We start from the raw sequence: 19,233 nt of genomic DNA on the forward strand, positions 1-19,233 counted from the left end.
GATCTTTGTGCCGCTTCGGGATCGAGTGTCTCGACGGCCTACCGCCAGGGACAGGGAGAAACGCATGTCAGATATCGCCCTCTACGTGATGATCTACGCGGCCGTGCTGCTGTCGATCTATCAGGTCTACTACATCTACTACGAGCAGCACTTTGCCGACTTCGAAAAGCGTCCCGGAATGGACGCCGAGGCGCTTGAGGAGCTGTCTCGGCTGGCCGAGCAGGCCAGGAATACCGGTGATCGCGAGGCCTTTGCCCGGGCGGTGAACGAGCGCTTCGATGGCCGTGTCGACCCCAGGGTAGCGCTGGCGGCCTTTTCCCGGGACGACGAGCCGGTCAATGCCGCCATGCTGCTACGCCGCCGTCGCCAGATCGTCACCAATGGGCGCATCATGGTCCGCCATCTGGCGAGCTGGACGACCCGCCCGCCGAGCCGGGACCTGCGTGGCACCCTGATCATCGTGATCATCGCGCTGTGCCTGTCGGTGCTGGGGCTGGGTGGGCTCAGCGTCTATACCATCGGCTATCAACTGGGCTCACCGGCGTTCGCCTGGGCCAACGATCCCGCCATCCTGCTTTCGTTGATCGCGCTGTTGATCGTCGCCACCCACCTGGTCTACAAGCTGGACGTCTACCTTCACGATCTCTACGAAATTGGCAGGCTGAATCCGCACTTTCGCTAGGGCTTGTCTGAAAAGTGCCCGTGCTCGTCGACTATTCGGGCAGGGCTCCAGGCGTCGCCGTATCTGCCGTCTTCCAGTGCCACAAGGCTAGCCGTCTTCCAGCACCACCAGGCCGTAGCTGCCGAGCTCCGGCAGTCCGCCTGCACTGGTGCGCAGGGATAGACCACCATCCTCGGCGACATCGAAGGCCATCACCTGGCCGGTGTTGCCGACCAGCTGATAGAGGGTGTCGCCGTCGGGGCTCAGCGCCATGTCCGAGAAGAACAGCAATTCGCCGTCGTCCTTGTAGGCGGTGGCATCCTCGAGGGCGATGCTGCCGTCCGGTTTGACGCTGTAGCGGCTGATCGAGCTCGACAGGGCGTTGGCGGTGTAGAGGGTATCGCCGTCGGCGTTCAGCGCGACCCAGCAGTTGGCGATCTCGCCTCCTTCCATGGCGGCGCCGGTCAGGGCGTCGGCGGTCTTCAGGGTAAGTCCGCCCTGATCATCCAGCACATAGCTCGAGACCGAGCTGGTCTGCCAGCTGTAGAGCGGGCTCTGGGGTACCTTGTCGGCCTCCTCACGCAGGCCGAACTCCGGCGTCAGGAAGCGTGCCTCCGACATCAACAGGGTCTCGCCCTGGTCCCCCTGGCCGATGGCGAAGCCCACCGGTATGGCGTGGAAGCGTTCGGCCGGCGCACGCGGGCTGTCCACGCTGGCGATCGGATCGGCGGACAGACCATCGTCACTGACCGCAAAGCTGTGAATCTTGCCGGTCACCAGCTCGTTGACGATGACGAAGGCTCCGGAACGCGAGAAGGCGATGGTGGAGGGGCGGGCGCCCAGGTCGCGACGGCTGCCTTCGATCGCGGTCAGTCCGTCGGGGGTGTGGCGATAGAGCGCGATGGAGCCGGCCTGGTTGCTGTCACCTACGCTGGCGGCGGCGACCAGATGGCCGTGGATGGCGACGGAGATCGGAAAGCGGTCCGAGGCCGCCACGCTGTTGACGGCCTGGAGACTGCCATCGGTGTTGCGATTCATCGCGCTGAGAGTCCCGTCGCCGGGATTGACCGCCACCAGCCAGCTGCCGTCCGCAGAGGCCGCGATGGCGTTGGCGGAGATCAGGGGGTCGTCGCCGTTGGCCAGCGGGTGGTCAGTATTTTTCTCCAGAGCCGGAATCTCCAGATCACCGGTACCAAGGCCCCCGGTGGGATACTCGGAGGCTAGGGAAAGCGTGCCGTCATCGTCGGCATGGAAGGCGGCGACCGAGTTGCCTTCGGTCTTGTTGGTGACCACGTAGATCGTTTCTGCCGCCAGGCAGGTGGACAGCGGGGCAAGTGTCAGCAGCATCAGGGTGGGCAGGCGTAGCGTCATGGGCGGGGCTCTCCATGGGAAGGGACTCTCGATAGCTGTCTCTTACCTTAGGGCAGTCCTGCAGCGGTGCTCTTCATGGCTGTGCCTTGCCACAACACGGCCGGAAAAAAGGTCGATGCGATGCCTCGATGCGCGATCTTGCAAGGTTTGTGGTGCGCCAAAGAAGAGCGCCGACATCCCGGGATGTCGGCGCTGTGGGCAGGGGCTGTAAACCGCGACGCTCTGATCGGAGGCGCCGCGGTCAGCGCTCAGTTTTCCTTGAGCTCCAGGTCCGGTACTTCGACCTTGAACAGGCGGGTCAGATAGAGCAGGTAGGCAAAGCCGACGGCGACCCAGGTGAGGCCCACCTGGAAGGTGTTGAGCGACAGACTCGACCACAGCCAGATGGTCAACAGGAAGCCGACGCTTGGCATGACGCCGTAGCGCAGCAGGTTCTTGGGTTGCATCAGGTGCTCATCCACCAGGTAGTGCTTGATCACCGAAAGGTTGACGAAGGAGAAGGCGACCAGGGCGCCGAAGCTGATCATGGTGGCGGCCAGCTCCAGGCTGATGACCAGCGCCATCAGCGAGATGGCGCCGACGATCAACGTCGACCCCAGCGGGGTGCCGTAGCGCTGGCTGAGCTTGCCGAAGACCTTGGGCAGGACCTGGTCGCGGCCCATGGCGAACAGGATCCGGGAGACGCTGGCCTGGGCGGCCATGGCCGAGGCGAAGCAGCCTGCCACGTAGGCAGCGGTGAAGAAGGCGACCAGGAACCCCCCGCCGGCGCGGCGCATCACGTCCACCGCGGCCGAGTCGGCGCTGCCGAAGTTGTGATAGTCGGGAAACACCAGATGCCCGACCCAGGAGGCCAGAATGAACAGGCCGCCGCCGATCAGGGTGCACAGCATGATGGCGCGGGGAATGTCGCGCTTGGGCTCGCGGGTTTCCTCGCACAGGGTCGAGACGGCGTCAAAGCCAAGAAACGACAGGCACAGGATGGCGGCACCACCGACGATGGTGGTCCACTGGAGCCCTTCGCTGTGGAAGGGCGCCAGCAGCGAGGGGGCTTCGCCACCGGCGATGACCTTCAGCGAGATGGCGATGAAGGTGGCCAGAAAGACGAACTGAAAGCCGATGATGATCAGATTCATCTTGGCCACCAGCTTGATGCCCAGGATGTTCAGTGCGGTCACGGCGACGATGGCTCCTACCACCCAGACGCCCTGATCGATGGCGGGGAAGACCTCCTTCATGTAGATCCCGATCACCAGGTAGTTGATCATCGGCAGGAAGATGTAGTCGAGCAGCAGCGCCCAGCCCACCATGAAGCCCACACGGCCACCGAAGGCGCGGCGTGTGTAGGTGTAGGCGGAGCCGGCGGTAGGGTAGTGCTCGACCATCTTGCCGTAGCTGTAGGCGGTGAAGAACATCGCCGCCAGGGTGATCACGTAGGCCATGGGCACATGGCCGCCGGTGGTTTCGGTGACCACGCCGTAGGTGGTGAATACGGTCAGGGGCACCATGTAGGCGAGGCCGAAGAACACGAGGGCAGGCAGGCCAAGGATGCGCTTGAGGCCGCTGTCCTGGCCGTCGGGGGCCTCGGGGAGGCTGGAACGTCGTTGTTGTGTCATGGGTCGGTTCCTGTTGTTGCTGTTGTTGTTCTGAGCGCTGCTCAGGGCGTGGTCTACCGCCCGTTCCAGGTTGCCGTCGTCGATGCGGTCTGGCGGCTGCGTCGGGGGAGACGTTTCGCCGAACCGTGCACGGTCCCCGTGGCAAACCAGTATGGAAAACCGGCGGTGCTCGCGTGGCGCCGACGCCCGTCCGGGACAAGCGACCTACTGATGTCGTACGGGGCGTCGAGCGTTTTCGTCGAATCGGTCGTGCCTTGTGCCTTGTTCCTTGTGTCTTGTGCCGTGTGCCGGGGCTCAGGCGTTGTCGAAGCCCTTGAGCACGTTGATCGCATTGACCCCGATCTCTTCCACCGCGTAGCCGCCTTCCATCACGAATAGTGTGGGCAGTCCGATGCGCTTGAGGCGGGCGCCGATGTCCAGATAGTCGTCGCTTTGCAGGGTGAAGGAGCTGATCGGATCGTTCTCGAAGGTGTCGACCCCGAGGGCGATGATCAGCATGTCCGGGGCGAAGTCCCTGACGCGCGCGATGGCGTCATCCAGCGCCTGCGCCCAACGGGCGTAGTCGGTGCCGCTGGGCAGGGGGTAGTTGACGTTGTAGCCCTCGCCGTCACCTCGTCCGGTCTCGTTGGCGAAGCCGAGAAAGTAGGGAAACTCGTCCAAGGGGTCGCCGTGCAGCGAGAGAGTGAGCACGTCGCTGCGCTCGTAGAAGATGTCCTGGGTGCCGTTGCCGTGGTGGAAGTCGATGTCGAGGATGGCGACCCGCTGGTGGCCCCGGTCCAGTGCCCGCTGGGCGGATACCGCCACATTGTTGATGAAGCAGTAACCGCCGTACTGGTCCCGCGCGGCGTGATGGCCGGGCGGTCGGCACAGGGCGAAGGCCGGCGCGCCGCTGTCGAGCACCTGGTCCAGGGCGGTCAGGGCGATGTCCTTGCTGAGCAGGGCCGCCTCGAAGGTGTCGGCGTTCAGCGAGGTTTCTCCGGCCAGGGCGTAGTAGCCAAGGCGGCCCTCGATATGGCGGGGTATGGGGCCGCCGGGCATCCGCCGTGTCGGCCAGATATTGGGAATCGCTTCGCCTTGGTAACCGGCCGCCTGCCAGTCGCGCCAGGCAACCCGCAGAAAGTCGATGTAGTCCGCGTCATGGATGGCCAGCACCGGCTCCAGTCCATGCTCGTCGGGGCCGCGGATCTCGCCGATGGACTCGGTCCTGGCGCGTTCGATGATGTAGTCCACCCGCTCGGGACACTCGAAGGGCGCGACCAGTTGGCCGGCAAACAGCTCGGTGAGAGTGCGACGGTCGCGGGTGGCGTCGCTATGAACGATCAACATGGCGGTGTCTCCTTTGGCAGTTCCGGGGCAAGGTGACGAGTGTGCGGCCTGCATCGCGGCTGTCGCTGTCTACTCGATCACGGCGGCAAAACGGTCGTTGAGTCGGCTCAGCGCCGGGCCGATCAGCGGCAGGTGGCGCTCACGCGACGCCAGGGCCTCCTCGGTGGCGTAGCTCAGGGTGATGGTCTGGGCGCCCAGCCAGCGCAGGGGTTCGGGCTCCCAGCGACGAACCACCTGGTCCAGTGCACAGCCATCGAAGGCCCAAGGGGCCCGTGTCAGCGGTGTGTCCTGTCCACAGAGCATCTCGGCCAGGGTGCGCGCCATCAGGTGGCTGGCGGCGACGCCTTCGCCGGCATAGCCGCCGGCGGTGGCGATGCCGGCTCGCCGATCGACGAGGGCGTGGGGGCGAAAGCTGCGCGAGAGGCCAAGGGTGCCGCCCCAGCCGTGGCTGATATCGACCTCGCCGAGGTCGGGAAACAGATCCTGGAGCAGCGCCTTGCGCATCTGGATGTCGCCCTGGGTGATGGAGGCCTGGTGACGCGGACGGGCGTTGAAGCGGTAGCGACCCCTGGCGCCGAAGATCAGGCGACCATCGCGGCTGCGATGGCCGTAGTTGATCAACCGGCTGGCGTCGGCGAAGGTCGGCCGCTGTGCCAGGCCGATGGCATCCCACTGGCTCTGACTCAAGGGCTCGGTGGCGATCACCAGGCTGGAGACCGGGACCAGGTGGGGACGTAGCTGGGGCAGGGTGTTGTAGCCTTCGGTGGCCATCACGATCATCGGCGCGCGGATGCTGCCCTGGGGCGTGGTCACTTTGCCGTCATCGATGCTCGTCGCCGGGCTTTGTTCGTAAAGCCTGACCCGCATGGCCGCGAGTCGCTCGACCAGCCCATCGATCAGCTTGCCGGGGTGCAGCGTGGCGACCTGACGATGAAAGATGCCACCGAAGGGGCGGCGGAAGCGGGCCCGGTCGCTGAGTTCGTCGGCGGACAGCCAGCGGCAGTCATGCTGGCGATGGCCGAGTTCCAGCAGGTGTGCGAGGTAGTCCCGCTGGAGCGCCTCCTGGGCCGGGTAGCGCGCCGCCGCGTAGAGCGCCCCACCCTTGTGGAAGTCGGCGTCGATGGCTTCCTGCGAGAGGGTCGTGCCGATCTCGTCGACATTGGCGGACAAAAGCTCGCACAGCGCCTGGCGCCGGGCCAGGGTCAGGCCCTTCAGGTGCCGCTCGAGGCCCGCCAGGTTGCCCACCACCCAGCCCCCGTTTCGCCCGGAGGCGCCGTGGCCGAAACGCCTGGCCTCGAGGACCCGGATGTCCTTCTCCGGGGCCAGGCGCTTGAGGTGATAGGCGGTCCACAGGCCGGTGAAGCCACCGCCGACAATGACCACGTCTGCCTGTTCATCCCCGGTCTGTTCATCGATAGCCTGTTTATCCCCGGTCTGTTCACCGATGGCCTGTTCATCGGTGGTCCGTTCATCGATGGCCTGTTCAGCAATGGAGAGGGGGGCGAGTGGGACTCGCCCGTTGTCTCGGTGTGACCAGAAGATGGCGTCGTTGGACGGTGCTTTCGTCATCACATGAATCCCAGTACCAGATAGAGGGCGGCGGCCAGCAAGCCGGCCAGGGCCGCGTAGGGCAGTTGGGTAAAGGCGTGCTGGAAGGGCGTGCAGCCGCTGGCCTGGGCCGTCAGCACCGTGGCGTCCGAATAGAAGCAGGCGTGGCTGCCGAAGGTGCTGGCCGAGAGGGTGGCACCGATCACCAGCGTCATGTCGGCGCCCAGATTGTGGCCCAGGGTGGTGACGATGGGCAGGATGATCACGAACACGCCCCAGTTGGAACCGGTGGCGAAGGAGACGAAGCCCATCAGCGCAAAGATGATGAAGGGCAGGATCTGGGCGTTGATCAGCGGTTCGACCGTGGTGATGATGTACTCGTTGAGTCCCAGGGTGGTGTTGACGTCATTGAACATGAAGGCCGCCACCAGCACCGCCAGGGCATCCAGCATCGACTTGAAGCCCTCCAGAATGTTGTCGAAGGTCTCGCCGGGGGTCAGCTTCTTCAGGCCGATGAAGGCCACGATCATGCCGGCCAGGGTCACGAAGATGCCCATCAGGAAATCGAGATCGAAGTACCAGGTGAAGAAGGCCAGCGACATCATCGGCAGCAGGAACATCCAGACGCTGCTGCGTGTCTGGTCCTTGGCCGCCAGGTGGGCGATCTCTTCATCGATGTGCTCGGCGCCGGGCGGCACGCAGCGACCCTCGAGCTGGGCGCGCTGCTCGGCGCGCTTCATGGGGCCGAACAGCGGAATCTTGCCGTAGGCGACCAGCGGCACCATGGCCACCGCGATCCACGGATAGAACATGAAGGGGATGGCCTGGATATAGGTCCAGACTCCCTGGCCGTCGGCGGCCAGGCCGTTCTTTTCGATCAGCGCGCCGAAGAACACCGCCCAGGTCGAGATCGGGATCAGTACGCTGATCGGTGCGGCGGTGGAGTCGATGACGTAGGCCAGCATCTCTCGTGACGTCTTGAAGCGGTCCGTCACCTGACGCATCGAGGTGCCGACCGCCAGGGAGTTGAGGTAGTCGTCGACGAACAGCACGATGCCCATGAACCAGCAGCCGAGCAGCGCCCGAGGCTTGCTGGTGATGTAGCGCAACAGGCTTTCGGCGAAGGAACGCGAGGCGCCGGATTTCAGCAGCAGCGCAATAATCGAACCCATCAGCCCACATACCGCGATCACCCAGGCCACGTCCTCGTCGGTCAGGACGTTGAGCAGGCTCTCCGAGAGGGTGGACAGGGCGCTGGTCGGCTCGATCAACAGGGTGCCGACGAAGGCGCCGGCCACCAGCGGCTCGAGCGCGCGACGGCTCCACAGTGCCAGCAGCAGTACAACGGCGGTGGGCAGCAGCACCAGCCAGCCGCCTGCGGGGAAAAACGCTTCCATGGATGTCCTCCTGGACGATCATTGTTGTTGGTGAAGCGACCTGGCGATGGCCGTGGGTCGCGTCGATCAGGAGCGTGGCGTGACAGCTATTGGTTGTCGTTGATGTTGGCGTCGTTGATGGTGAAAGGTCCGGTCGATATCGAGCTGCCGACGGCGAGTCGGCGGCGGACGCTCAGCGCAGTTTTTCGCGCAACTGGTAGTACCACATGCCCGCGGCCAACAGGCCGTTGCCGAGGCGCTCGCTGACCGGGATGCGCCAGTGGCGCATGTCGGCGAACAGGTCGAACTCCTCCAGCTGACCGCTGACCGCCCTGGCCATGATGTTGCCAACGATATGCGAGGTGGCGATGCCGTGGCCCGAGTAGCCCTGGGCGTAGAAGACGTTGGGTGACAGCTTGCCGAGCTGAGGGATGCGGTTGATCACGATGCCCGCCTTGCCCTGCCACTGGTAGTCGAGCGCGATGCCCTTGAGCTGCGGGAAGGTGTGTTCGAGCCGGGGGCGCAGTTCGGCGCCGATATCCGCTGAGTCCTGGCCGGAATAGTTGGCGCCGCCACCGAACAGCAGGCGACCGTCGGCGGTCAGGCGGTAGTAGTCGAGCACGAAGCGGGTGTCGTAGACCGCCAGGTCCTGGGGATTGATCGCGGCCTGCTGCTCCCGGCTCAGCGGGGCGGTGGTGACGATGCCGAGAGAGGCGGGGAACAGCTTGCCCTTGAGCGCCTTGCGCTCCAGCCGGTGATAGGCGTTGCCGGCCAGCACCACGCTGTCGGCGTGGATCTGGCCACGCTCGGTGACGACACAGGGGGTAGCGCCGTGGCGAATCTCGGTGACCCGGGTGTCCTCGAACAGCAAGCCGCCCAGGTCCTCAAGGGCGCGGGCCTCGCCAAGACACAGGTTCAGCGGGTGCAGGTGCATGTTGTAGTCGTTGCGCACCGCGCCATGGTAGAGCTCGGTGCCCACCAGTTCGCGTGTCTGATCGGCGTCCAGCAAACTCAGGTGCCGGGCGATCTCGTGGCCCTGGGCCGCCTCGACGTCGCGCTTAAGCTCGGCCATGTGGCTCGGTCGGTAGGCGGCGTGCAGGTGGCCGAACTTCAGGTCACAGGCGATGGCGTACTTGTCGACACGCTGACGCAGAATGCGGTGGCCTCGCCAGCGAAGATCCCAGACGAAGTTCTCGGCTGCCTCTCGCCCTAGCGGGCCGGAGAGCTGCTTGAGCATGGCATCCTGCCCCGACAGGCTGCCGGTGACCTGACCGCCATTGCGACCGCTGGCCCCCCAGCCGATCCGGTTGGCCTCGACCAGCGCTACCCGGTAGCCACGCTCGGCGAGTTCCAGCGCGGTGTTGACGCCGGTGAAGCCGCCTCCGATCACCGCAACGTCGACCCGATGCTCGCCCTCGAGCCTGGGGTATTCGGCTTCTTCGTGGATGGTCGCGGCGTAGTAGGACGCGCAGCGCGGTTCGCTCATGACGACTCCCGAAACGATGGCAGCTTGTTATTGGTGTGATCACATGTTGTGATCACACTAGCAGGGCTTGCAGATGCGCACAAGATGCGAATTCGACCCTGGGTGGCCCAGGCTGCGGCGTCCCGGCCTGGGCTATCGTCATCGCGATGGGCTAGTCTTGACGCCAGACGCAGGTAGATATCGCCGTGATGGTGGCAGGCCAGCGGCCTGTCGAATTTTTCGCCGATGGCGACGGACACGCGGTCGACGGGCGGCCGGCAAAAGAAGCAAAAGGGGAGTGATAGAAAAGTTATAGTGGGTTGGCGTGAGGAGTGAAGTGGAGAAAGGAATGGCGAGGGGAATGGCGAGGGGAATAGAGAGCGGAATGGCAGAAAGGAATGGAGAGCGGAATGGAGAAGGGAATAAAGAGCGGAATGGCTGAGAGGAATGGACAGAGGAGTGACAAGGAAGCGCAATGACCGACGTTCATACTGACAATAGCGATGACGCCATGGTCGCGCCGATCGGCACGGAACCATCGCCTCCGCCCTACCTGCCGGATACCGCCTCGACCCGAATTCACCAGGACCTGAGGCGTCGTCTGTGCGAAGGGGCCTTCAGTCCGGGCGAGGTGCTTTCGATCCGCGGCATCGCCGCCTGCTATGACACCAGCGCCATGCCTGCTCGGGAGGCGCTGCGCTGGCTGGTGAGCGAGGGGGCTCTGCAGTTTGTCGACAGCCGCAAGATCATCGTGCCGCACTTGAGCCGGGAGCGCTTCACCGAGGTGCTGTTCGCCCGCAGGCGGCTGGAAACCGAGCTGGCCCGGCAAGCCTTTACCGCGATCGAGCACCAGCACATCGACGCCCTGGAGGCGCTGGACGATGGCATCAATCGAGCCATCGAAGCTGCTGATCTCAAGAGCTATATGCGTGGCAATCACGCCTTTCACTTTCTGATCTACCGGCTGAGCGGCTCGACGGTATTGCTGCCGCTGGTCGAGCAGCTATGGCAGCAATACGGTCCCAGCATGGGCTTTATCTGCACGCGTTGGGGCGGCTCCGCCATCGCCGACGATCACCATCGTGAGATTACCCAGGCGCTGCGCCGGGGGGACAGGGACGCCTTCTGTCGCGCGGTGACCGCCGACATCGAGCAGGGAATGCGGCTGCTGGACGACTACTACGCCTCGTCGAAGTGATTTCTGGGCTATCTTGATGACGTCCGGCGCCAGTCCTTCGGACCGCCGACCCGAGCATCGAAAGAACGTCGTTGAGTCATCAGGAAAAGCTCATGCAAATCTACCCTTACCTGTTTTTCGACGGCCAGTGTGAAGAGGCCCTGGCGTTCTATGCCGAGCTGATGAACGGCCGAGTGAGCGAGCTTCATCGCTACAGGGACATGCCCGCCGATACACCTGATGCTGGATGCGGGGAAGCGGGCACACCGTCACCAGAGCACATCATGCATATGCAGATCGAGGTGGCGGGTCATGTGCTGATGGGGTCGGACGCCTCTGGGGAGGCGCCTCAGGGCTTTTCTCTGGCGCTGTCAGTGGACACGCGCGAAGAAGCCGAACGGCTTTGTTCCGGGCTTGCTGAAGGTGGAGAGATCATGTTGCCCCTGTCGGAAACCTTCTGGGCCGAGCGTTTTGCCCTGGTGAAGGATCGCTTCGGCGTCGCCTGGATGGTCATGTATGAAGGCGCACGTGGCGGCTGAATAACGGTGCGTCTTGATGCAGGGCGTCCAGCGGAGCCGGAGGCTTCCCAGGCGGCGTTCGCAAGCGGGGGCAAGGAGCACGACAAGCGCTCAAGCATGGGCGGCGAATAGCGACAAGAGAAGGAGGATGGGGGCAAGGATGGAATTTTCAAATGTCAGGGGGCCCTATATCAGCGAGCCCCAGATGCTGCCGGGCTTCGGTGAGAAGAGTGGTATCTACAAGGTCGCTGCCGCTGAGCCTCAATGGCTATCCCGACTGGGGCTTTCCAACGACAGCCAGGCCAATCAGGTCGACCACGGCGGGGTGGACCGCGCCCTGTGTCACTACTGCGCCGATCACTATCCCCGCTGGAGCGAGCGCTATCCCGACGCCGGTGTGGCGCTGGAGGCCGGCGTGCTGGGTGAGAATATTGCGAGCCAAGGGGCCGATGAGCGTGAGGTGCGTATCGGTGACGTCTATCGCATCGGCGAAGCGCTGGTGCAGGTGACCCAGCCCAGGCAACCCTGTGCCAAGGTCGATGCCCGTACCGGCCAGCCGGGACTGGCGCGGGCCTTTATGCAGGAGGCCCGGATGGGCTGGCTCTACCGCGTGCTGGAGGAAGGATGGATTGCGCCGGGGCCTGTCATCGAGGTGGTCGAGCGCGGTGATGAAAGGTGGAGCGTGGAGGCCTGCTGGCGGGTGCTGGAAGACCGCAGGGCGCCCCTGGATACCATGGCCGAATTGCACGGCGTCGAAGCCCTGGCGCAACACTGGAAGGACCAGCTGGTCCGGCGCATGGACTATTGGCGCGGGCGCGCCTGACGCCGAACCGACCGAGCCTGTCTTCTCTGCACCTGTCTCTGGTGTGCCGCTGTCCCCTCTGCCCCAGTCTCCTGGGCTGAAACGACAAGGCCCTGCTGTGTCGCAGCAGGGCCTTGTTTGCAGGGGCTTGTCGCAGGGCCTTGTCGTGATCAACCGCAGCGGAGCATCAGATGTCGCTGTCGGCGGCCAGGTCGTTGGCCAGCGCCACTTCGGAGCCGGGCTTGGCGGTCTGAAGCGCGGCCAGGGTGGGGCCGGTTTCCTGCTGGAAGGAGGCCAGCGCCTGACCGGACAGGCTCTGGTTTTCCGGAAGGGCCACGCGCATCGCATTGACCTGATTGTTGTTGACCATGACCTCGTAGTGCAGGTGAGGTCCGGTGCTGCGACCGGTATTGCCCGACAGGGCGATCCGTTCGCCCATGGTCACGCGCTGTCCGGTGCTGACCAGCGGGCGCGACAGGTGCAGGTAGCGTGTCTTGTAGCCATTGTCGTGACGAATCACGATATAGCGACCCGCCGCCGGGTGGTTGCCGACCTTTTCCACGCGACCATTGGCCGGGGTCTCGATGCCGGTACCGATCGGCATGGCGAAGTCCGTGCCCTTGTGCGGGCTGACGCGGCCGGTGATCGGATGGCGGCGGTTGAGGTTGAAGTTGGAGCTGATGCGGTAGCTGCCGGAGAACGGGTAGCGGTTGAAGGCCGGGTCGAGGCTCTGGCCTTCGGGGGTGTAGAAGTTGTTGTCCTCGGGATTGCGCACCAGCGTCAGGTCCATGCGCTCGCCGTCGTAGGACACCGCCAGCACGCGGGGGTCCAGGCGCTGGCCGTCGATGATGTCGGACTCGACCAGTACCCGGAAGCTGTCTCCGCGACGGGTGTCGCGGCGAAAGTCGAGCTTCTTCTCGAGCACCCGGGCCATCTCCGAGACTTCGGCACGGCTCAGGCCTGCGGCCTCGGCGGAGCGAGCGAAGCTGCCGCTCACGGTGCCGGCGTAAAGGCGTTGTGAGGCTTCGCCGGCACGCTCGATGGTCGCCACGTCAAAGCCTGAATCCTGGCGTTCGATCAGGTAGCCGTCGCGCACGTTCTTCATGATGCGCAGCGCCAGCAGTCGACCGTCCTCGCCAAGCTGATACTCGAAGGTGTTACCGACGCGCCAGCGGGTCAGAACGTTCTGGTCGGGCAGGTCCTCGAGCAGCGCCATGACCTCGCTGTAGCCCAGCCCCAGGGTCTTTTCGGCCATTTCGGCAAAGGTGTCGCCCTGCTGGACGCGATAGGTCTGCCAGGTCGGGACGAACGGCTCGTTGGCCGCAATCTCTTCCTCGAGCACGATCGGGCCTTCATCGAACAGTTCGAGCTCGTCTTCGCTGACATCCTCATAGGAAGTGGCGTCGCTGGCGACGTCCAGTGACTGCTGCTCCAGCAGCCCACTGGCCACGGTACCGAGCACCACGGCGATATGCAGGGAGCCTTCGTCGAGCTTGAAGGCGGGCGGCTGCGGATTGCCGTCCAACGCAACTGGCGCCGCGGTAGATGAATCAGCGGCGCCAGGAAGCGTGCGAGAGGATTGTAAGGTAAGAGGAGGTAGTCCCGACGATGAACGCATGGCGTTCTCGAACTTGACGTCGGCGTGGGCCTCGTCGACGAAGTCGATGTCGACGATTTCGCTGGCCTTGAGCTGAGAAATCGGGATGTGCTGGCTGGTGGCATCCAGCGCCAGGTCGATGGCTTCGGCGACCTGGGTTCGCTCGAAATTCAGCGATGGCAGTTCCGGCGAGGCAGACTCTCCTAGCGGAACCAGAACTGACTCCAGCGATTCATTGCCTCGCTGAACGTCTTCGTAGGTGGTGACAATCTTGTGGGCGCCCAGCACGGTGACCATGGTGGCAACGGGTAACAGCAGCAGCTTGTGCGTGCGGGGCAGCGAATGGAGGATTCGCATCATGGTAAAAGGGCCATAGAAAAATTGATGAAGGTAAATATATAGGCTATTGCACCATACCCCATGAAGTATGGTATGCCTAGACTGTATGGCCATACAGCGGATGGCGCATCGCCCGGTGATTTATGTGACCGGGGGCGCCAGGAATGGATGAAGCTGTGACAAAACCTTGTTCGAACGCTGTTTATTAACTGTTGTTCATTGGACCCTTAGCGTTGAACAAATGCAACCCCCCGGTAAGTCGTAGTGCTTTCTACTCCCCCTGAAGGACGATAAGTCTCATTTTGTTGATATAAGTCCAATGACTGGCCAGGCGCCGTACAAGGCCTCGCGCGGGAGGGGCGTATCGTGATTTTCATCGATGCGACTTTCATCGATGGCAAGTCGTGCCATTGGCGCCGTCGGCTGGCATGCTCAATGGATATCGTCAAAAGGATTCAAGCATGTCGCGTGTCACGCTCGCACAGTGGCAGATGCTGGCCGCCGTGGTCGATCACGGTGGCTTTGCCAGGGCCGCCGAAGCCGTTCACAAGAGCCCTTCGACCCTCAACCATGCAGTGCACAAGCTGGAGGAGCAGTTGGGGGTCAAGGTGCTGGAACCGGTGGGGCGGCAGGTTCGGCTTACCGAGGAAGGGGCCTTGCTGCTGCGCCGTGCCCGCCAGTTGCTGGAGAGCTCCGACGCGCTCGTGGATATCGCCGCTCGACTGCGGGAAGGCCTGGAGGCCGAGGTGGTGCTGAGCATCGACCAGATCTTTCCCTCGAACGTACTGGCCAAGGCGATGGAAGCTTTCTCCAGCGCTCTTCCGCAAGTCAGGCTGCAATTGCACGAGTCGGTACTCAATGGTGGTGTGGAAATGCTCGAGGATGGCCGAGCCGACCTGGTGGTGTCAGGGGTGACCACGTCAGGCTACCTGGGCGAACCCCTGGTCAGCGTGCCTTTTATCGCGGTCGCTCACCCGGACCACCCTCTACATGCCATGAGCAGGCCGCTGGACCTCAGGGATCTGGAGCACCATCGCCAGGTCGTGGTGAGGGACTCGTCGCAAAGGGCGTCGCGCGATTCGGGCTGGCTCAAGGCCGAGCAGCGCTGGACCGTCAGCCATATCGCCACCTCGGTAGAGATGCTCGAGCACGGGCTGGGGTTTGCCTGGTTGCCCAAGACCCGCATTCGCGACCAACTGGCCAGTGGCCGGCTCAAGCCATTGCCGCTGCAGGCCGGCGGTACGCGTGAGGTGCCCATCCAGCTGTATCATCGCGACGCCGACCGGGCGGGACCCGCCACCAGGGCCATGGCGGAGCATCTGCGCCAGGCTGTCCGGGACTGCAGTTGCTGAGGTCTGGGCACATCGGAGGCAATGGGTTCGAAAGAATCGAAAGGTTGGCGGCAAAATGTGCGCTTGTAGTCGATTCTTTCCACCGTATGCTGGGCTCTCCAAGGCGCTTCACGGGAGAGACCGTATGGGACTGTTAATCGATGGGGTCTGGCACGACCAGTGGTACGACACCGAGAGTACCGGCGGCGAGTTCGTGCGAGAGTCCGCCCAGTTGCGAGACTGGGTCAGCGCCGATGGCGCGCCGGGCCCCGATGGCCAGCCAGGCATCAAGGCCGAGGCGGGACGTTTTCACCTGTACGTGTGTCTGGCCTGTCCCTGGGCCCATCGCACCTTGATCATGCGCCGACTCAAGGGGCTTGACGCGCTGATCGACGTCTCCCACACCAGTCCGCTGATGGGCGACAAGGGCTGGAGCTACAACGAGGCCGAAGGCTCCAGTGGTGACTCGATCAACGGCGTGAGCTTTCATCATGAGCTCTACACCCTGACCGACCCTCACTACACCGGTCGGGTGACCGTCCCGGCGCTGTGGGACAAGCAGCGCAAGCGCATCGTCAACAACGAGTCGGCCGAACTGGTCAGAATGTTCAACTCGGCCTTCGACGAGCTGACCGGCAATCGTCTCGACTTCTATCCCGAGTTCCTGCGCCAGACCATCGACGAGATCAACGCCGACGTCTACGACAACATCAACAATGGTGTCTACAAGGCGGGATTTGCCTCCGATCAGGCGGTTTACGAACGTCACGTCTCGGCGCTGTTCGCCTGTCTCGACAGGCTCGAGGCGAGGCTTGCCAATCATCGCTATCTGGCCGGAGCCTGGCTGACCGAGGCCGACATTCGTCTGTTCACCACCCTGGTGCGTTTCGATGCCGTCTACCATGGCCACTTCAAGTGCAATCTCTATCGCATCGAGGACTATCCCAATCTGTCGCACTACCTGCGCGAGCTCTACCAGTGGCCGGGTGTCGCCGAGACCGTGGACCTGGATCATATCCAGCGCCACTACTATATGAGCCACGACACCATCAATCCCAACGCCATCGTGCCGTTGGGGCCTGTGCTGAGACTGGATCGGGACCACGACAGAGAGCGTCTGGCCTCAGAAGGCGTCTACCAGGGCTGAGTCAGACGCTGGCGGAGAGGATCCGCTGGTGAGCCGTGGGTGGGGGAGGGGACCGGCTCGTGAGCCGGTCCGGGCGGCTCGCTCAGCGTGCGTGTCTGGCCAGCCAGCGATCGAGGGCGTTGGCAAACTCCCGTCGATCACTGTCCGAGTAGCCCTTGGGGCCGCCGGTGTGCTCGCCGCTGGCACGCAGGGTCTCCATGAAGTCGCGCATCTGTACGCGTGCCTTGATGTTGTTGCGATCCAGGGTCTCGCCTCTGTTGGTCATTACCATGGCCCCCTTGTCCAGCGCCTCCAGTGCCAGCGGTAGATCGGCGGTGACCAGCAGGTCACCGGGTGCGATGCGGCTGACGATCTCGTTGTCGGCGGCGTCGAAGCCATGGCTCACCGCCATGGCCTTGACCCACTTCGAACTGGGCAACGGGATCTGGTGGTTGGCGACGAACCAGGTCTGGGTGGTGGTGCGTTCGGCGGCGCGGACGATGATGTCGCGAGCGACTCTGGGGCAGGCGTCGGCGTCGACCCATAGTTGGGGCATTGGTGTCTCCGGGGCAGAAAAAGGGGGCTCGATCATAAAAGGGCTGGTCAGAGCCATGAGTCGATGGTAGCATGCGCCCTCCTCGCATGTGTTGACCCCACCATCATGACGCAGCGACCTCCGACGCCCAAGCGGCCTCGAGAGTTCAAACAGATGCTGCAACGCGCAAGACGCGTTCGAATTGTGAAGATGGAGCACCCGACGTCGATCCCGACGCCCGCGGTGCAAACGGTCGCCACGATGGCTCCACGCAGTTGCGTGAGCCGATGCCAGGTGCGACCGGCGTCCCCGACTCCGAATGTTGACAACAGACTTGTTGACCTTGCTCTACCACGAGTAGAGCGACGTATTTCTGTTCGCCCCGAATACGGGCGCGTCAGGGACGCCAACCACGTTATTTTGCCGGTAACCCCGGCCTACCAAGGTGTGATTCATGACCTCGACGACTGTCGCTTCACCGTCTTTTGGTGATCTGGCCCTGCTGCCTGCCGTTCTCTCCGCCATCGAGACCCTGGGCTACGAGACTCCCTCGCCCATTCAGGCGCAGACCATTCCAGCCCTGCTGGAAGGCCGCGACATGCTGGGCCAGGCCCAGACCGGCACCGGCAAGACCGCTGCCTTCGCGCTCCCCATCTTGTCTCGTATTGAACTCGATCGGCGTGAGCCCCAGGTGCTGGTGCTGGCGCCGACCCGCGAGCTGGCTCAGCAGGTAGCCGTCTCCTTCAGCAAGTACGGCCAGAACCTCAAGGGTCTGGAAGTCGCCACCCTGTGCGGCGGCCAGGAATACCGTGAGCAGCTCAGCGCGCTGCGTCGTGGCGCCCAGGTAGTGGTCGGTACCCCCGGCCGCGTCATCGATCACCTGGATCGTGGCAGTCTCAAGCTTTCCGGCCTCAACGCTCTGGTGCTGGACGAAGCCGACGAGATGCTGCGCATGGGCTTCATCGACGACGTCAAGCGTGTTGTCGCCGATACCCCCGAGAACGCCCAGCGTGTGTTCTTCTCGGCGACCCTGCCCACCGAGATCGAGCGCATCGTCAATCGCTACCTGGTGGATCCGGTCAAGGTCGCCATCGAGGCGCGTACCACCACCGCCGAGAGCATCGAACAGCGCCTGGTGCGCGTCGATGGTGGCGCCAAGCTGGAAGCGCTGTCGCGCATCCTTGAAGTCGAGCCGGTGGACGCCGCCATCGTGTTCGTGCGCACCCGTGCCGCCTGTACCACTCTGATGGAGCAGCTGTCTGCGCGTGGCGTCAACGTCGCCAGCCTGTCCGGTGATCTGGACCAGAGCCTGCGCGAGCGCACCATCACTCGCCTCAAGCGCGCCAAGGTCGATGTGCTGATCGCCACCGACGTGGCCGCTCGTGGTCTCGACGTGCCGCGCATCACCCACGTCATCAACTATGACCTGCCCCAGGATGCCGAGGCTTACACCCACCGCATCGGCCGTACCGGCCGTGCCGGCCGCAACGGTGTGGCGATCACCTTCGCCGGCTTCCGTGAAGGCCGCAAGGTAGGTTGGCTCGAGCAGGCCACCGGCCAGAAGATGGCGGTCATGGAGCTGCCCGACGAGGCCGCCATTCGTGCCCACCGCGACAACGTCTTCCATCAGCGCGTGATCGCCTCCGTCACCAAGGGTGCCGAAGAGCAGCGTGCTCTGGTCGAGCGTCTGGTCGAGGAAGGCTACGATCCCATCGAGCTGGCCTGTGCCTTCTCCGCCATGGCGCGCGCCGACGAGGCACCCATCGGTCGCCTGCAGGCGCCGCGCAAGGAGCGCAATGACCGCGCCCCGCGTGACGGCAAGCCGCAGCGTCGCCGCGAGAGCCGTGGACCCAGCGAAGGCATGACCCGCTACCGCGTCTCCGTCGGCCACAAGGATGGCGTCAAGCCTGGCCAACTGGTCGGAGCCCTGGCCAACGAAGGTGGTATCGAAGGCGCCCGTATCGGCCGCATCGACATCCGTAACGGCTTCTCCACCGTGGAGCTGCCCAATGGTCTGCCGGCCAGCATCCTGGCCAAGATGGCACGTGCCCGTGTGGCCGGTCGTCCGCTGGAAATCAGCGAAGACCGTGGCGGTGATCGCGCTGAGCGTGGTGGCGAGCGCAGCGGCGAGCGTGCTCCCCGTCGTCGTCGCGATGACGAGGCGCCTGTGCGTCGCCAGTCGCGCGCCTGATCGAGGTGCCAGGGGCCTGAGCCGACAGCTGGTACAAGGCCCCTGTTGATCCGATGACGCTTCGGATCACGACAAGGCAAGTTTCGTGAACGGGCCGGTGGATATCCACCGGCCCGTTTGCGTGTGCATGTTTCGCTGGCTTCCTGGGCGTTGGCTCCCTGGGCGTTGGCTCCCTGGCATCGGGCCCGATGCGATCCTCATTCCCCTCAATGTCGACTTTCTCCCCGCCTGACCTACGTCAACCTCTGACCCGATGC

15 protein-coding genes are annotated in these 19,233 nt (G+C 64.0%); 7 read left to right on the forward strand and 8 right to left on the reverse strand.

Annotated features, from left to right (window positions below):
- The first annotated feature begins 64 nt into the window (after positions 1 to 64).
- The gene (locus NFG57_RS05390; RefSeq protein ID WP_213230349.1) at positions 65 to 682 is read left to right on the forward strand and encodes a hypothetical protein; all 618 of its coding nucleotides are present in this window, start codon (positions 65 to 67) and stop codon (positions 680 to 682) included.
- Positions 683 to 769: 87 nt separating this feature from the next.
- Here NFG57_RS05390 and NFG57_RS05395 read toward each other — a convergent pair whose 3' ends face one another.
- The 6 genes from NFG57_RS05395 to NFG57_RS05420 all read right to left on the reverse strand — a co-directional run bounded on the left by NFG57_RS05395 (position 770) and on the right by NFG57_RS05420 (position 9,381).
- Positions 770 to 2,032, reverse strand: coding sequence for a hypothetical protein (locus NFG57_RS05395; protein WP_348815573.1), 1,263 nt, complete (start codon positions 2,030 to 2,032; stop codon positions 770 to 772).
- A 248-nt stretch (positions 2,033 to 2,280) separates the two neighbouring features.
- The gene (locus tag NFG57_RS05400) at positions 2,281 to 3,645 is read right to left on the reverse strand and encodes an APC family permease (RefSeq protein WP_045991889.1); all 1,365 of its coding nucleotides are present in this window, start codon (positions 3,643 to 3,645) and stop codon (positions 2,281 to 2,283) included.
- A gap of 294 nt (positions 3,646 to 3,939) precedes the next feature.
- The gene (locus tag NFG57_RS05405) at positions 3,940 to 4,971 is read right to left on the reverse strand and encodes a histone deacetylase family protein (protein ID WP_348815575.1); all 1,032 of its coding nucleotides are present in this window, start codon (positions 4,969 to 4,971) and stop codon (positions 3,940 to 3,942) included.
- A gap of 69 nt (positions 4,972 to 5,040) precedes the next feature.
- Positions 5,041 to 6,540 (reverse strand): FAD-binding oxidoreductase, encoded by a 1,500-nt coding sequence (locus NFG57_RS05410; protein WP_348815577.1) that lies wholly within the window; start codon positions 6,538 to 6,540, stop codon positions 5,041 to 5,043.
- Positions 6,540 to 7,916 (reverse strand): Na+/H+ antiporter NhaC family protein, encoded by a 1,377-nt coding sequence (locus tag NFG57_RS05415; protein ID WP_045991891.1) that lies wholly within the window; start codon positions 7,914 to 7,916, stop codon positions 6,540 to 6,542. Before NFG57_RS05415 ends, NFG57_RS05410 begins: the two co-directional genes overlap by 1 nt.
- A gap of 172 nt (positions 7,917 to 8,088) precedes the next feature.
- The gene (locus NFG57_RS05420; protein WP_287165837.1) at positions 8,089 to 9,381 is read right to left on the reverse strand and encodes an FAD-binding oxidoreductase; all 1,293 of its coding nucleotides are present in this window, start codon (positions 9,379 to 9,381) and stop codon (positions 8,089 to 8,091) included.
- 454 nt (positions 9,382 to 9,835) lie between these two features.
- Here NFG57_RS05420 and NFG57_RS05425 point away from each other — a divergent pair, with 454 nt between their 5' ends.
- The 3 genes from NFG57_RS05425 (at position 9,836) to NFG57_RS05435 (ending at position 11,878) form a co-directional block, all read left to right on the forward strand.
- Positions 9,836 to 10,558 (forward strand): GntR family transcriptional regulator, encoded by a 723-nt coding sequence (locus tag NFG57_RS05425; RefSeq protein WP_108131526.1) that lies wholly within the window; start codon positions 9,836 to 9,838, stop codon positions 10,556 to 10,558.
- 71 nt (positions 10,559 to 10,629) lie between these two features.
- On the forward strand, positions 10,630 to 11,076 hold the full coding sequence (locus NFG57_RS05430) for a VOC family protein (protein ID WP_197037054.1): 447 nt from the start codon (positions 10,630 to 10,632) through the stop codon (positions 11,074 to 11,076).
- A gap of 139 nt (positions 11,077 to 11,215) precedes the next feature.
- On the forward strand, positions 11,216 to 11,878 hold the full coding sequence (locus tag NFG57_RS05435; protein WP_045991894.1) for an MOSC domain-containing protein: 663 nt from the start codon (positions 11,216 to 11,218) through the stop codon (positions 11,876 to 11,878).
- Positions 11,879 to 12,044: 166 nt separating this feature from the next.
- Here the strand turns inward: NFG57_RS05435 and NFG57_RS05440 are convergent, their stop codons facing one another.
- Positions 12,045 to 13,814 carry a peptidoglycan DD-metalloendopeptidase family protein gene (locus NFG57_RS05440; protein ID WP_045991895.1) on the reverse strand — a complete coding sequence of 590 codons (1,770 nt, stop codon included), beginning with the start codon at positions 13,812 to 13,814 and terminating at the stop codon, positions 12,045 to 12,047.
- 440 nt (positions 13,815 to 14,254) lie between these two features.
- Here NFG57_RS05440 and NFG57_RS05445 point away from each other — a divergent pair, with 440 nt between their 5' ends.
- Complete coding sequence (locus NFG57_RS05445) at positions 14,255 to 15,145, forward strand: LysR family transcriptional regulator (RefSeq protein WP_045991896.1); 891 nt, start codon at positions 14,255 to 14,257, stop codon at positions 15,143 to 15,145.
- Between the two features lie 124 nt (positions 15,146 to 15,269).
- Positions 15,270 to 16,271 (forward strand): glutathione S-transferase family protein, encoded by a 1,002-nt coding sequence (locus NFG57_RS05450; RefSeq protein ID WP_045991897.1) that lies wholly within the window; start codon positions 15,270 to 15,272, stop codon positions 16,269 to 16,271.
- An 82-nt stretch (positions 16,272 to 16,353) separates the two neighbouring features.
- Here the strand turns inward: NFG57_RS05450 and NFG57_RS05455 are convergent, their stop codons facing one another.
- The gene (locus NFG57_RS05455; RefSeq protein WP_045991898.1) at positions 16,354 to 16,806 is read right to left on the reverse strand and encodes a YaiI/YqxD family protein; all 453 of its coding nucleotides are present in this window, start codon (positions 16,804 to 16,806) and stop codon (positions 16,354 to 16,356) included.
- A gap of 433 nt (positions 16,807 to 17,239) precedes the next feature.
- Here NFG57_RS05455 and NFG57_RS05460 point away from each other — a divergent pair, with 433 nt between their 5' ends.
- A complete protein-coding gene (locus tag NFG57_RS05460) occupies positions 17,240 to 18,976 on the forward strand; it encodes a DEAD/DEAH box helicase (protein WP_045991899.1) in 1,737 nt (578 codons plus the stop codon).
- The last annotated feature ends 257 nt before the right edge of the window (positions 18,977 to 19,233 follow it).

This window comes from Halomonas sp. H10-59 (genome assembly GCF_040070555.1).
Taxonomy (GTDB): Bacteria; Pseudomonadota; Gammaproteobacteria; order Pseudomonadales; family Halomonadaceae; genus Halomonas; species Halomonas litopenaei.